The sequence below is a fragment of the Hydrophilobacter chitinilyticus genome (assembly GCF_049860745.1).
Classification (GTDB): Bacteria; Pseudomonadota; Gammaproteobacteria; order Burkholderiales; family Burkholderiaceae_C; genus Rhodoferax_B.
The window spans coordinates 4,546,655-4,560,550 of the sequence record NZ_CP187561.1 but is presented as its reverse complement, the minus strand read 5'-3'; the positions used below and the strand labels follow the sequence as shown (position 1 = coordinate 4,560,550).

Genomic DNA, 13,896 nt, shown 5'->3' with positions numbered 1-13,896 from the left:
TCGGTATGTGTTCTGGGCACCGCCGGATACACAGCCATACAAATCTCTGCAAGAGAGATTGGGCAGTGGCGTGTGGGCAAAGGAGCGAGCGGCGGCGTCGGCCGCTTTCTGCGTCGACTTGATCTACGAGGGATTGGGTTGGAGGGCGCGCGCCAGCCCAGACGCAGCTACCTGGTCAGCGCGGTGCGCGGGGGCTACGGCGTGGCCGACAAGTGGTGTCGGCGCAAGAAATCAGCGGACACGGGCCGCTGGCGGGCCGGCTGACTTCGGCCATCAAACCACCCGCACAGAAGAGCAGGGCGAACCACCATTTGCGCATGGGGTTGGGGTGCTTCAAGCGTCCTGCGCCTGCACTTGGGCGGCGAACACATAACCTTCGCTGCGCACCGTCTTGATGTAACGTGGTTCGCGCGCGTCGTCTCCCAGGCACTTGCGCAGGCGGCTGATCATCAGGTCGATGGATCGCTCGAAAAGATCGGCCTCGCGGCCCTGCGTGATGTTGAGGATCTGGTCACGCGTGAGGACTTTTTGCGGGTGGTCGACCAGCACACGCAGCAGCCGGTACTCCGCGCCGCTCAGTGACACCATGACACCTTCGGCATCGACCAGCGCGCGCTCGACGGTGTCGAGGCGCCAATCGCCAAATACCAGCCAGCGCGCTTCATCCTGGCTGCGCATATTGGGCGGCAACATACGCGTGCGCCGCAAAACAGCCTTCAGCCGCGCCAGAAGTTCACGCGCGGCAAAGGGTTTGGCCAGATAGTCATCGGCGCCCATCTCCAGGCCCAGGATGCGGTCGGCCTCGTCGCCGCGCGCGGTCAACATCAGGATGGGCGTGGCCTTGTATTTTCCGGCGCGCAGGTCCCGGCAGAGCGTGAGCCCGTCTTCGCCCGGCAACATCAGGTCGAGAATGATCAGGTCGAATGGGCCTTCTTGTTCGAGGGCTTGGCGCATGTGCCGCCCGGTGGGCACGGCGGTCACGCGCACGCCGTTCTTCACCAGATAGGCACTTACCAGTTCGCGTATCTCGCGGTCGTCGTCGACCATCAACACGTGGTCTGCGCTGGGTAGGGGAGTGGACATGAAGGCGGGTTCCTGGCGAGGATTTGAAGTTTAAGTTGGCAGACTGAGCCGAGCCCGAAGGCCGCCTTCCGCACGGTTGTGCAGTGACAGCGTGCCGCCCAGCGACAGGCTCAATTGCTGCGCAATCGCCAAGCCGAGGCCTGTGCCACCGGTGTCGCGGCTGCGCGAGGTTTCGAGTCGGTAGAACGGTTGCAGCACGGCCGTGAGTTGGTCAGACGGAATGCCCGGGCCGTTGTCGCAGATGTCGATCAGCAGTTGCCCACCCTCGCGGGCCACAAGTACGTCAGCGCGGCTGCCGTATTTCAATGCGTTGTCGACCAGGTTGGCCACGATGCGCCGCAGTGCGTTCGGGCGCGTGTTCAACGGGGCACCGGCTTCACCCGAAAGCCTCACGGGTTGGCCGGTGTCGGTGTAGTCGTTGACGATGCTTTGCAGCAGCGCCTCGACATCCAGCCGCCGGATTTTTTCTTCTGAGCTTTGCAGTGTTTTGGCGTAGCTGACACCCTCTTGCACCAGCGCGCGCATCGCGTCGAGGTCTTGCCGCAGTTTGTCGCCCTCGGGCAGATCGTCCATGAGGTCGATGCGCAGACGCATGCGGGTGATGGGCGTTTGCAGATCGTGCGAAATGGCCGCCAGGATCTGCATGCGTTCGTTCAGGTAGCCGGCCATTCGCCGCTGCATGGCATTGAACGCACGCGCGGCACGTACCACTTCTGCGGGGCCGTCTTCGTTCATCATGGCCGGTTGCAGGTCTGGCCCCAGTTGGTCTGCGGCATTGGCCAGGCGGGCCAGCGGCCGCGTCAACAGTTTGGCGGCCAAGGCTGCACATGCGGCCAACACCACCAACTGGCCTATCAGCAGCCAGACCACCCAATCGGCCACAGGCATCGGCACACGCTGTGCCAGCACAAAGAGGTCGCTGCCATCGGTCAGGCGCACTTGCAAACGCACGCGCTCGCGCACGCCCGGCAGTTGCGCCACGGCCAGCACGGGGAAGGGCTGCAGGGCCTTGGTAATCACGCCCACAAAGTTGCTCAATGCCGGTGAGCCCAGGGTGGTGGGGGCTGCTAGCGGCGTGGTGTCCGCGGCATCGGCCAGGGCAAAGCTGTAGTTGGTCCGCTCCAGACGACCGAGCCAAGCATCGCGCTCGTGGGCCGGCAGCCGATCGAGGATGGCCACCGAGCTGGCGATATCGTGCTCCACTCCGCGCAGCATCAGGGTCTGCAGTGTTCGCCCGCGCTCATAGCGAATCGCCCCATACGTGAGCGCCTGCGCCAAAGCCATGCCGAGGATCACCACCAGGGCGACCCGCGTCAAAAGTGTTTTTGGCAGGCATCGGCGCACAGCAGCAAGCAGGCGGGGGCTGAAGGGGTTGGCTTGGGCCGTCGTCATGCTTGCTGTCTGTGGGGGCTAATCGGGTGATGGGGGGCTGAGCAGGCCGTTTACGCAACCGAAAGGTCGACGTGGATGTTGCCTCGGGTGGCCTTGGAGTAGGGGCAGATCTGGTGTGCACCATCGATCACTTGGCGGGCTTGCTCCGCGTCCACGCCCGGCACGCTGACCTTGAGGCGCGCTTGCAGGGCGAAGCCATCAGGGCCCGAAAGCAGATCCACTTCCGCATCGACGGACACATCGGGCGGCAGGCGCACACCCTGGAGTTGGGCTGCGCGCGCCATGGCGCCCATGAAGCACGCCGACCAGCCGGCGGCAAAAAGTTGCTCGGGGTTGGTGCCGTTGCCGACGGTGCCAAAACGCGTCAGTTGGATGTCGAGGTGGCCGTCGTCGCTGCGCGCGGCGCCGTCACGTCCGCCGGTGGTGTGGGTGCGGCCGGTGTAGATCACTTTGTCAATCGCGGTCATGTCAATTCTCCAGGTGTGGGAAGGTCAGAGGAGGCGCGATTGTTCCATCCGGCTGCCGCGAGACCCAGAGGATTTCTGACCCAATGTAGCCCCGTGAGGGATAGGTACATTACTATACAAATCTCTTGCCGCGCGGGTGTTGTGGCGCCTAAAACGCTCTACGCAGAGGCGGCTCCCGAGGTCGACCGGCGGGACGACCTTTTCACCTTTGGCGCCACCGCCGCCCTGGGCTGAAGTGCTTCGGGGCCAAGTTCGCGCACCAGATCCACAAAGGCGCGCAGGCCGGCCGGCATGTGGCGCCGGCTAGGGTAATACAGGCAGATGCCCGGGTAACTGGGCGTCCATTCCGGCAGCAGCGCGACCAGGCGACCACTGGCCAAATCGTCGGCCACGTGGAACAAACCCAGATAGGCGATGCCGACCCCAGCGCGTGCGGCTTCAAGCATCAGCGTGGGTTCGTCGAGTGTGATGTGGCCGGGCACGTCGAGCGTCAACGCTTCGCCGTGGCGCGCAAATTCCCAGCGGTAGATGTTGCCGCTGGAGAAGCGCCAACGCACGCAGCGGTGCTGCATCAGATCGTCTGGCACCTGCGGCGCGGCGTGCGCTGTCAAGTACTGCGGCGAGGCCACCACCACCATGCGTTGCTCGCCGCTCAAGGGTACGGCCACCATGTCGCCCGGCACCGCCTCGGCCAAACGAATGCCAGCGTCAAAGCCTTCGGCCACGATATCGATCAGCCGGCGCTCGGTGACGATGTCGATCGCCATGTCGGGGTAGCGCCGCAGGTATTCGAGCACGATGGGCGTGAAGATGATCTGCGCTGCGCCCACCGAGGTGTTCAACCGCAAGACCCCGCTGGGCGTGTGGCGCAAATCGTTGACGGCCTCCAGTGCGCCTCGAATGTCGGCCACCGCCGGCGCAATGCGCGCGATGAATTGCTCTCCGGCCTGGGTGACGGACACGCTGCGCGTGGTGCGGTTGAACAAGCGCACACCCAGGCGCGCCTCGAGTGCGGCTACCGTGGCGCTCAGGGCCGAGCGTGACATGCCCATGGCCGTGGCCGCTGCCCGAAAACCGCCGTGCCGCGCCACCGCCAACACGGCTTCTAGTTCCACCAGCCCGCTGCTGTTCATCGTCCATTGTCCTGAAATTTGGTATGACGCATGATGATTTGGCCGGCTTCTCAAGTCAATGTGGCAGCTCTAAATTCCAGTCCTGGGCGATTTTTCAATGCCATTAACAGCAACCGACTGGACATTCCCATGCGAAACATCAACACGATTTATATCGATGGCGCCTTCGTCACCCCACACGGCCGCGAGCAGGCCGAACTCATCAATCCCGCCACGGAGGCGGTGATTGGCCACGTGACCCTGGGTGACCGGGAGGACACACAACGCGCCATTGCCGCAGCCAAACGCGCCTGGCCGGCTTATGCGCGGACCAGCAAGGCCGAGCGCATTGCTTTGCTGCAACGCTTGCACGACGCAGTGCTGGCGCGTGCCGACGACATCAACGCAGCATCGACCGAGGAATACGGTGGCCCGGTGTCGCGCGCGGCTTGGGTGGGTACCTATGCCGCAAATGCCTTTTTGTTGGCCGCAAAGACTCTGGCGGATTACCCGTTGACACGGCAGATCGGTACGGCCCAAGTGGTGATGGAGCCGGTGGGCGCGGCCGGGCTCATCACGCCGTGGAACTCCAACGCCGGCTTCATCTGCAACAAGCTGGCCACCGCACTGGCCGCCGGCTGCACCGTGGTGATCAAGCCCAGCGAGATGAGTGCCATCCAGACCCAGGTCGTGACCGAAGCATTACACAGTGCTGGCCTGCCACCGGGCTTGTTCAACATCGTGAATGGGCGTGGCGATGTGGTCGGTGCTGAACTCAGCAGCCATCCTGACATCGCCAAGATTTCGTTCACCGGCAGCACCGCCGTGGGCAAAACCATTCAACGCGCCGGGGCCGACACGCTGAAACGTGTGACGCTGGAGCTGGGTGGCAAGTCTCCCACTGTGGTGCTGGACGATGCGGACTTCGCCACCGCCATGCCTTTGGCTGTGGCCGCAGGGTTTCAGAACAGCGGACAAGCCTGCATCGCCGGCACCCGCATCCTCGTGCCCGCGCATCGCCTGGAAGAAGCCGTTGCCTTGACCAAAGCCGCCGTGGAGTCTGTGAAGGTAGGCGACCCACACGATCCCGCAACACAGATCGGCCCCATGGTCAGCCGCCGCCAGTGGGAGCGCGTGCAGGGCTACATCCGACAAGGCATTGCGGAAGGGGCTCGCTTGGTCACGGGCGGGGAAGGTCGCCCAACAGGACTCGATGCTGGCTTTTACGTGCGGCCAACCTTGTTTGCAGACGTCCACAACCAGATGACGATCGCACGTGAGGAAATTTTTGGGCCGGTGTTGTGTGTGATCCCCTACGACGATGAAGAGGACGCCATCGCCATCGCCAATGACACGGTTTATGGTCTACAAGCGGTGGTGTTGTCGGGCTCCGATGACCACGCTCGTGCAGTAGGGAGCCGTTTGCAAGCGGGCAGGGTGTTGATCAATGGCCTGCACCATGAGCCACTGGCGCCTTTTGGTGGCTTCAAACAATCGGGCATTGGCCGCGAGTTTGGTGTGTTTGGTTTGGAAACTTACCTGGAGCCTAAATCGGTGATTGGCTCTACCTAATTCACCAGTTCGATAGGCCCTACATGTTTGCAGTTTTCCTCTGGGCAAGTAGCCAGTGCGCCATGTGGAGACTTGAGGGTGAGGCCACCATTCGGGCCGTAGGTGGCTCGCCAACGCGTTCTGCATGATGGGCACACCAGCGAGACCGCTGCAATCTGTCTCCCAGGAGGGGCGCGGCGTGTGCGCTCCGCTTGAAGCTCGCTAGGGGCCGTGTTTTGCCAGTTGGGATGTGTGCCTAAGAAGGGTTGAGTCGGTGCTTCCATGAGATTTCTTTCCGAGACGGTTTTATTTTGTACAAACCGCGCTAAAAAACTATCGGAAACAGCGTATCTACTGCAGACTTAGTTCACGCTGGAGGAGTAAATTTGTGCAAAAAAGAGCCAAGTCTGCTGACGAAGTGAGGTGCGGTCGCTTTCGTCAGCACAAAAAAACAGCCTCAGTTGACGTCGCTTGAATTTAGTGAGAATGTTTGTTCCGCCTATGAAGTAATGCTGGTGGGCGACCAGTTTTACTGATCACTAGGTCTCAAATTCTGTTTTTTGGCGAAGGCTTTGTTTAAAGTATCCGTAACAATCAGAAATATGTTCCGGTGCGCTGCACGGTCATGTTTTCTTGCTGAAGTTCGTATTTTCCGTTCAGTCTCCTCATGATCTTCTCGCCCCTGAACAGCCTGCCTCCGGCCCTTGTGCCGTTCCCTGTTGGTTGGCTGCGAGTTGTCACTAGTTCGCTTGGACTTTATGGCGACTGCACTAGCGGTGTTTTCTGGCTAGCAACTTCTGCCCGTATCTTTCGCAACGCATTTCGAGCGGCTACGAACCGAAATGTTCGTTAAGGCTTTGACGCGACCTTCCGAAAACTCAACTATGTTCATGAGGAAAGGTTCAATGCGGACAGACGTACCAGGCCAGAGGATTTCTCCCAATCGGCTGGCTGCGGCGATCTTTGTTTTATTTGTGGCGGGCGTGCTGGCCTTGGGTCTGGTGCTCTACAACCACGCCCGGCGCGCGGCAGAACAAAACGCAGAGGAGACCCTGCGGGTGAGCGCGCTGGCCACGGCGTACGTCTTCAACACCTGGTTGAAAGAGCGCGCCGCCGATGCCGAGGCTGTGGGCACCAGTGATCTGCTGCAACAAGCCTTGGACCGATGGCAGCGGGGCGGGGCAGATCAGGACACGAATGCAGCCGTCATTCAAAAGCATCTGGCGCTCATCCAAAGACTTTACGGCTACCGAACCGTGGCCATCATCGACAGAAACACTGAAAAGAGTGTCTTCCGCGCTGGCGTCGCGCCCACTTCGGGCCAACTGGCCTTCGTTGCGCGAACCCAGGCTGCCAAAAGTCCACAGTGGATAGAGCTTTCGTCTCCAGACGAGAGGCAGCTTCACATCGGGCTGGTGCAAGGCATGGCTGATGGCTTCGGGTCTGCAGCGTTGGCGCTTTATATGGAGTTTGACCCCCGGTGGCTCGTCAATTCACTTGAGAAGGCGCAACCCGCCAACTGGGCCGGTGAAACACTCTTGGTCAGGGCCTCCGCAAGTGGTGCACAACTTCTGTCGTCTTCGACGGGCGCCACGTTGCAGCCACTGGCGCGATCCTATTCAGACATGCTGTTGGGGGCGGGGCTGGTGGTAGACACCCTTCGGCCCAGGGTTACCGTTTCCGCATGGCAAGGCCGAAAGCAGGCGGGTGAGAACGTCATGGCGAGCAGCGAGCGTATCTTGCTGCCCGGCTGGATTGTCATCAGCGAGCTGCCCTCTGCCACGATATACGCGACCACCAAGAAGGGCAGTGAAGTCTTGCTGGCGGGCAGCGCAGCGCTGATTTTGCTGGGGTCCTTGCTTTATCTCACCTGGCGGCGTGGCGATAGGTTGAGGGTTTTTTCACGCGAGGCCGACTTGCGTCAGCACTACGAACACATGTTGCGAGAGTCGGCCGACGTTTTCCTTTTGGCCGATGAAGACGGCACCGTCTTGGATGCCAGCCATGGGGCAGCTACGGTCTACGGTTATCCACGCGAACGGCTCGTGGGCATGTCCATCTACCGCCTGCGAACGCCAGAAAGCGCAGCAGCGCAAGCCGCAATGTGGAAAGAGATGAAACCCGGCGAGTCCCGGCAGGTTTGTCTGCCACGGCAGCGCGCCGACGGATCAAGTTTTTTGTTTGAGGGCAGCCTGGGTTGCTTCGAAGCCGATGGTCGACACCACTATCTGAGCATTGGGCGGGACGTCACGCGCCGCGCCGAAGTCGACACACGGCTGCGCGTAGCGGCGAGCTTTTTCGAGCGCTCGGCCGCAGGCATCATCGTCGCCGACCGCGACCGGCGCATTGTGTCCATCAACAGCCGGGTGACCGCCATCACTGGCTATCAGTTGGAAGACCTGCTCCATCAACCGACGACCAAGTTAAGCGCGGGGTTGGAACCAGCGGTCGCGGAGCGCGCCCTCTCGATCTTGAAAGAAGAGGATTTTTGGGAAGGCGAAGTCCATATTCGACGAAAAGACGGGGCGGTGTTTCTGGCACGTCTGTTCGTCTGCGCGCACCGTGGCGCCGATGGCGAAGTGGAGCAGTACATCGACGTCTTCACCGACCTGACGCGCCTGAAACAAGCGGAAGGCCGCGCCGAGTATCTGGCGATCCACGACCCCGCCACCAAGCTGCCCAATCGGGCGAAGTTGGAACAGGATCTGCCCAAGTACCTGGCAGACGTGCATGTGCAAACGTCGCCCGGCCAGAGCTTGACGCTGGCCTTGGTCAACCTCGACCGCTTCAACGCCGTCAACGAATCTTTTGGTTACGCCCAGGGAGACGCTTTGCTGGTGGAAGTAGCCCAACGTTTACGTGGCCTGGGCACCGACTTGAAAGGCCTGTACCGCTACGGCGGAGACGAATTCATGCTAGTGCTGCCCGGTAGCCTAGTCACCCATGCGTTGCTGATCAGCGAGGTGCGTGCACTGCTGGCACCGCCCATCCGCCTTGGGGCGCACCCGGTATCGCCCACCGCCAGCATCGGTGTGGCAAGTTACCCCGACCATGCGCTCACCTCGGAAGACCTGTTGCTCAACGTCGAATCGGCCATGCGAATGGCCAAGAGCCAGGGGCGCAACACCTGGCGTCTGTATGCGCCTGAGATGAATGCGTCGGCCTACGACGACATGCTGTTGGCTGTGGACCTGCGCCAGGCCATCGACGCGGGCGCGTTGCAGTTGCACCTGCAGCCGCAGTTCACGTTGGAAGATGGCAAACCTGTGGGGACTGAAGCGCTGCTGCGCTGGCAGCACGCCGCACGCGGCGCGGTGTCGCCCGCGCGTTTTATCCCGATTGCTGAGTCTTCGGGGATGATGGCCGAAATTGGCCATTGGGTGGTGCGCGAGGCAGCGCGCATTTGGGCGCAATGGCGCAGTGATGGTTTGCAGCCGTTGCCGATTGCCGTGAACCTTTCCGCCACGCAATTTCAGGCGCCCGATTTTCTCTTTGAAGTGCGCCGCGTGTTGACCGAGTTTGATCTGCCAGCGGGGGCTTTGGAGATGGAAATCACCGAAGGCATTTTGATGGCGAACACCGATGTGGCCGTTGACACCATGCGTCAGTTGGTCAGCATGGGCATCCAGATCGCCATCGACGACTTCGGCACGGGCTACTCCAGCCTGAGCTATTTGCGCCAGTTCCCGGTGAGCAAACTGAAGATCGACCGTTCCTTTGTGCTGGACCTGGGCAAAAGCGGCCAGCGCGAAGCCGAGGCGATTACCTCTGCCGTGATCGCCATGGCCAAGAGCTTGAGGTTGCGCGTCATCGCCGAGGGAGTAGAGACCACCGCCCAGCGCGATTTTTTAAGAGAGCAGGGGTGCGACGAAGTCCAGGGCTATCTGTATGCCCGGCCGATGCCGGTGGAGGCGATCAAGCCATTGCTGGCGAACCAAAGCGAGTCGCACCAGATGCACCACGCGGGAAGCCAAAGCGTGTAAGGGCTTGAGGAAAAGAAGCGATGAGACGGTTTAAAGAATTTGAAGCTGGCCGCATGCCGAGACCCGCGTTTGGCGTGGTCGTGGCCTCAGGCAGCGGCTGGAGTATGAGGTAGAGGGCGTTATGCCAGATCGAAAACCATCCGATATCGCTCGCGAGACGCTTAAGCTGCTGGCCAGGCGGCGCCAGGAACCTTCGCCCGAAAATTACCAGGCGCTATATGACGAGATCGCCGGGCGGGCAGCAGTGGCGTCGTCTCAGGCCGCCTCGCCCCTCAACAACTGGCACAACGTCACGGCGCTGCAGGAGCCACTGGCGCACTTGGTGGAAAGCAGTGTTTATGCCCAGCCGGCTGATGATTCCGACTTGCGCCGACAGGCTGCGCAGTTGACCGCCTTTGTGCGTCAGCCGGTGCTGAGCCTCGACACCTTGAAGACCATGCTGGAGACGTTCACCCAAAGGCTGGATGTCGACAACGAGGAACACAGCGCCATCCAGGCGGGGCAGTGGGAGCTGTTGCAACTGATCCTGCGCAACATCAGTGCGGTGACCGTGGATGACCAATGGCTGCAAGGCCAGACAGAGTCGCTGCTGGCCGCCTCTGCGCCGCCCATGTCGTTGCGCCGAGTGGATGCGCTGCGAGACCGGTTGGTGGAGGTGATCGACCAGCAGACCGGGGCCAAGCAGCAGTTGATCGCCGCCCAGGACAACATGAAGGGCATGTTTGAAGCGTTCCTCGGCACGCTGCGCCGCATTGCGGCTTGCAATGAAGCGCACTACAGCGTGATCGAGACCTGCACGCGGCGCATGCAGGAAGCCAAAACCCTGGAAGACATCGCACCCGTCATGCGCGAGGCGTTCATGGCCAGCCGCACCATGGCGGACGAGGCCCTGGCCATGCACAGCGAGCTGAGCATGATCCGGCAGAAATCGGAGTCGACCGAGGCCGAGATCGAGCGGCTGCGGCATGAACTTGAAGACCTGAGTGCCTTGGCCAGACATGATGCGCTGACCGGCGCGCTCAACCGGCGTGGTTTGGATGAAGCCCTGGAGCGTGAAATCGCTGCGGCCACACGGCGGGGGAGCGGGCTGAGCATTGCCTTGCTCGATGTAGACAACTTCAAGGCCTTCAACGATCGCCTGGGGCATGAGGCCGGTGATGGCGCGCTATTGCATCTGGTGGCGGTGGTGCGCGAATGCATGCGGCCGCAGGACGCCATCGCACGTTATGGCGGCGAGGAGTTCGTGCTGCTGCTGCCCGAGACCGAACTGCGTGAGGCTCTGGAGGTCATGACGCGGCTGCAGCGTGAACTCAGCAAACGCCTTTTCCTTCGCGACACCGAGAAAATCCTGATCACCTTCAGCGCTGGTGTCACGCAACTCGCGGCAGGTGAATCTGCCGCTCAGGCGCTGCGCCGAGCCGATCAAGCCATGTACCTGGCCAAGCGCGCGGGCCGGAACCGAGTGCACGGCGCTTGACAGTCTTGGCGTTTGGCAAAACGGGCCGTTGTTCTTCTGACTCTTCAAAGGTAGCAAGTGCGGCGGCCATCACGTTAAAGCGCTACCCGTCAAGAACCGGCCGCCGACTCACAGGCTCGGCCTTCGACAATAGTGCTGCGTGATACCCACATGAAAAGCACAAGCCCCGAGAGGGTCAGTACGAAGCCCGCCCATGCGGTGGACAGCAGGCCACTGCCGTGCGCGATGGTTTGACCGCCAGCCCATGCGCCGATCGCATTGCCGACGTTCAACGCGGCCAGATTCATGGCCCCCATCAGCGTCGGTGCATCCGGCGCTGCACGAGTGAGCCGAACCTGAATGGTGGGGATGGCGATCATCATGGTGGCACCCACTGCAAACAGACCTGTCATCAGAACCACGATGTTGCCTCCACCAATGGCCAACAGGGCCAAGGCCACCAGTCCGCTGGCGAATCCCATCACCAAGCCACGCGAAGGATGGCGGTCTGCCAACCATCCCCCAAGGGCGTTGCCTGCCGTCATGCCGACCCCGAAGACGCCCAACGCGAGCGGAACCCAAGTGGCGTCCAACTGAGCACCGTCCGTGACCAGTGGTCCGATGAAGGTGTAAACGGCGAAGATGCTGGAGACACCCAGCGCGGCTACGGCCATCATGAACCAGACGGAGGCACGCCCCAACGCGCGCAGTTCCTGCAATACGGGGCCGCCGTCCAGCGCCTGCGAGCGCGGCACCAATATCCACAGCGCCACGAGCGACAGCACGCCCAAGGCCGACACTGCGAGGTAGGCCAAGCGCCAACCAAGCGTTTGGCCGAGCAGTGTGGCCAGCGGCGATCCCACGATGGTGGCCACCGTCAGCCCCGTCATCACCAGTGCGAAAGCCCGGCCGCCTTGGCCAGGCCCCACGATGTAGGAGGCAACCACGGCCGCCGCGCCAAAGTAAGCGCCCTGTGGAATGCCACTCAGGAAGCGTGCAAACATGAAGAAGTCCAACCCGGTTGCGCTGGCTGACAGCACGTTTGCGGCCACAAAGAGGGCCATCAAAACGAGCAGTAGCTTCTTGCGGTTGAGCTTCGCCGCCAGGATGGTTACCACGGGACCACCGAGTACAACACCGAAAGCATAGGCCTCAATGGCATGTGTGGCGGTTGGAATGTCCAGATCAAGACTGGCTGCAAATAACTGCAGAAGCCCCATGCTGGCGAACTCGGACGTGCCGATACAGAAGGTTCCGAGTGCCAGTGCCAGCAGGGCCAGCGCTTTGCGGCTGAGCCAGCGCGTTTCAACTTCTGGGAACTGGGCCACATGATGGCACTGTGGTCGGTAAGCTTGGTCGAACATGATGGTTCTCTGAAAAGGTTGAACGCATGGGGCGTGCGATGAACACGCCGCCAGATGCAGTTAGCGGTGCTATCGATGAGGGAGGAGATGGGACGGAGGCGCCAGTGGTCGCCCGCCGCCCCCAACGTCAGATGCCGTGCGGCAGCGGCGCTTCGGGGTGCACCAGGCCGGCATGGCGCAATTCGCGCCAGAAATCTGCTGGCACAGGGGACTCCAAGGCCGCGCGATCTTCAGCGATGCGATTGGGGCGGCTGGCTCCGGGAATCACTCCAACGACTGCAGGATGTGACAACGCGAATTGCAGTCCGGCCGCCTTCATCGTCACGCTGTGTCGATCGGCTATCGTCTTGATGTCTTTTACTTTGGTCAGGATGGCCGTTGTGGCCGGCGCATATTCGAAGTTCGGCCCGCCCACCAATGCACCTGAACTGTAGGGACCACCGACCACGATGCCCAAGCCCTTCGCAGCCACTTGTGGCATGACCCGCTGGAGTGCCTTGGCATGATCCAGCAATGTGTAGCGTCCGGCGAGTAGGAAACCATCGGGTCGCGGTTCTTGCAGATCCAGCAGCAGTTCGATCGGTTCCACCCGGTTCACGCCGAGTCCCCACGCGCCGATCACACCTTCGTCGCGCAACCGGTCTAACGCCTTGAATGCGCCCTTGCGTGCCGTCTCGAACACGCTGAGCCAATCGTCGCCGTAAAAATCCTGTGCGATATCGTGTACCCAAACGATGTCCAGACGGTTGGTCTTCAGACGCTGAAGACTGTCTTCGATCGAGCGCAAGGTCGCGCTCTCGGAGTAGTCGTTCACGATGCGGTTGGCGCGACCGTGCTTGAACACCTCTCCCTTCTCACCGAGGTCGCGGGCATTGACGTCTTCGACTTCGTCGAGGATCAGGCGGCCGACCTTGGTCGCAAGGACGTAGCTGGCACGGTCGCGCCCGGCAAGCGCTTCGCCCAGCCGAGCCTCCGCCAAACCAGCGCCATAGAACGGCGCCGTGTCGAAAAAGCGGATGCCGTCATGCCATGCAGCATCGACGGTGGCTTGCGCTTCCGATTCAGGAATAGCGCGGAACATATTGCCCAGAGGCGCGGTGCCAAAGCCCAGCGGGCGTGGCAGTAGGTTTTTCAAAGTCATGGTTTTCTCCTTGGATGACAGGGTTGTGGTTGGGATCAGGCAGGCCGGCGGCTTCAATACAGCTTCGCCAGCGGCTTGCTTAGTTGGATCAAGCAGCGCGCAAGAGTGAGGCCTGTGGTGGGCACGGTGCCCATCAGCGCGCGATAGGGAATGAGGTAGAGGCTCACGTAGATCCAGTGCGCGGAGAGCCTGTTGACGAGCGCCTTCAAATTGACGCTCGTGTTGAAGACGGCGCGTTGCGCCTGGATCAGCGGATGCATGACATTTCCAAAGTATTCCGGCGCGATACCGGCAATAGGGGCTGAGGTAAATGCACGGTCGCGGCGCGGTCGTGCAATCCGACAAGG

10 protein-coding genes are annotated in these 13,896 nt (G+C 61.6%); 3 read left to right on the top strand and 7 right to left on the bottom strand.

Going from position 1 to position 13,896, the window contains the following annotated elements; genetic code table 11:
- Positions 1 to 333: 333 nt before the first annotated feature.
- The 4 genes from ACPWMG_RS20255 to ACPWMG_RS20240 all read right to left on the bottom strand — a co-directional run bounded on the left by ACPWMG_RS20255 (position 334) and on the right by ACPWMG_RS20240 (position 4,075).
- Positions 334 to 1,083 carry a response regulator gene (locus ACPWMG_RS20255; protein ID WP_483301288.1) on the bottom strand — a complete coding sequence of 250 codons (750 nt, stop codon included), beginning with the start codon at positions 1,081 to 1,083 and terminating at the stop codon, positions 334 to 336.
- 30 nt (positions 1,084 to 1,113) lie between these two features.
- Positions 1,114 to 2,475 (bottom strand): ATP-binding protein, encoded by a 1,362-nt coding sequence (locus ACPWMG_RS20250; RefSeq protein ID WP_483301287.1) that lies wholly within the window; start codon positions 2,473 to 2,475, stop codon positions 1,114 to 1,116.
- 50 nt (positions 2,476 to 2,525) lie between these two features.
- Complete coding sequence (locus ACPWMG_RS20245; protein WP_483301286.1) at positions 2,526 to 2,942, bottom strand: organic hydroperoxide resistance protein; 417 nt, start codon at positions 2,940 to 2,942, stop codon at positions 2,526 to 2,528.
- A 158-nt stretch (positions 2,943 to 3,100) separates the two neighbouring features.
- On the bottom strand, positions 3,101 to 4,075 hold the full coding sequence (locus ACPWMG_RS20240) for a LysR family transcriptional regulator (protein WP_483301285.1): 975 nt from the start codon (positions 4,073 to 4,075) through the stop codon (positions 3,101 to 3,103).
- A gap of 129 nt (positions 4,076 to 4,204) precedes the next feature.
- Here ACPWMG_RS20240 and ACPWMG_RS20235 point away from each other — a divergent pair, with 129 nt between their 5' ends.
- From ACPWMG_RS20235 to ACPWMG_RS20225, 3 genes are all read left to right on the top strand, one after another.
- A complete protein-coding gene (locus ACPWMG_RS20235) occupies positions 4,205 to 5,626 on the top strand; it encodes an aldehyde dehydrogenase family protein (RefSeq protein ID WP_483301284.1) in 1,422 nt (473 codons plus the stop codon).
- 884 nt (positions 5,627 to 6,510) lie between these two features.
- Complete coding sequence (locus ACPWMG_RS20230; RefSeq protein ID WP_483301283.1) at positions 6,511 to 9,588, top strand: bifunctional diguanylate cyclase/phosphodiesterase; 3,078 nt, start codon at positions 6,511 to 6,513, stop codon at positions 9,586 to 9,588.
- Positions 9,589 to 9,709: 121 nt separating this feature from the next.
- Positions 9,710 to 11,065 carry a sensor domain-containing diguanylate cyclase gene (locus ACPWMG_RS20225; RefSeq protein ID WP_483301282.1) on the top strand — a complete coding sequence of 452 codons (1,356 nt, stop codon included), beginning with the start codon at positions 9,710 to 9,712 and terminating at the stop codon, positions 11,063 to 11,065.
- A gap of 89 nt (positions 11,066 to 11,154) precedes the next feature.
- Here the strand turns inward: ACPWMG_RS20225 and ACPWMG_RS20220 are convergent, their stop codons facing one another.
- The 3 genes from ACPWMG_RS20220 to ACPWMG_RS20210 all read right to left on the bottom strand — a co-directional run bounded on the left by ACPWMG_RS20220 (position 11,155) and on the right by ACPWMG_RS20210 (position 13,809).
- Positions 11,155 to 12,408: an MFS transporter gene (locus ACPWMG_RS20220; protein WP_483301281.1), complete on the bottom strand. Its 1,254-nt coding sequence runs from the start codon at positions 12,406 to 12,408 to the stop codon at positions 11,155 to 11,157.
- A 127-nt stretch (positions 12,409 to 12,535) separates the two neighbouring features.
- Positions 12,536 to 13,549, bottom strand: a complete 1,014-nt coding sequence (locus tag ACPWMG_RS20215; protein WP_483301280.1) for an aldo/keto reductase — start codon at positions 13,547 to 13,549, stop codon at positions 12,536 to 12,538.
- 53 nt (positions 13,550 to 13,602) lie between these two features.
- A complete protein-coding gene (locus tag ACPWMG_RS20210) occupies positions 13,603 to 13,809 on the bottom strand; it encodes a hypothetical protein (RefSeq protein ID WP_483301279.1) in 207 nt (68 codons plus the stop codon).
- Between the last annotated feature and the right edge of the window lie 87 nt (positions 13,810 to 13,896).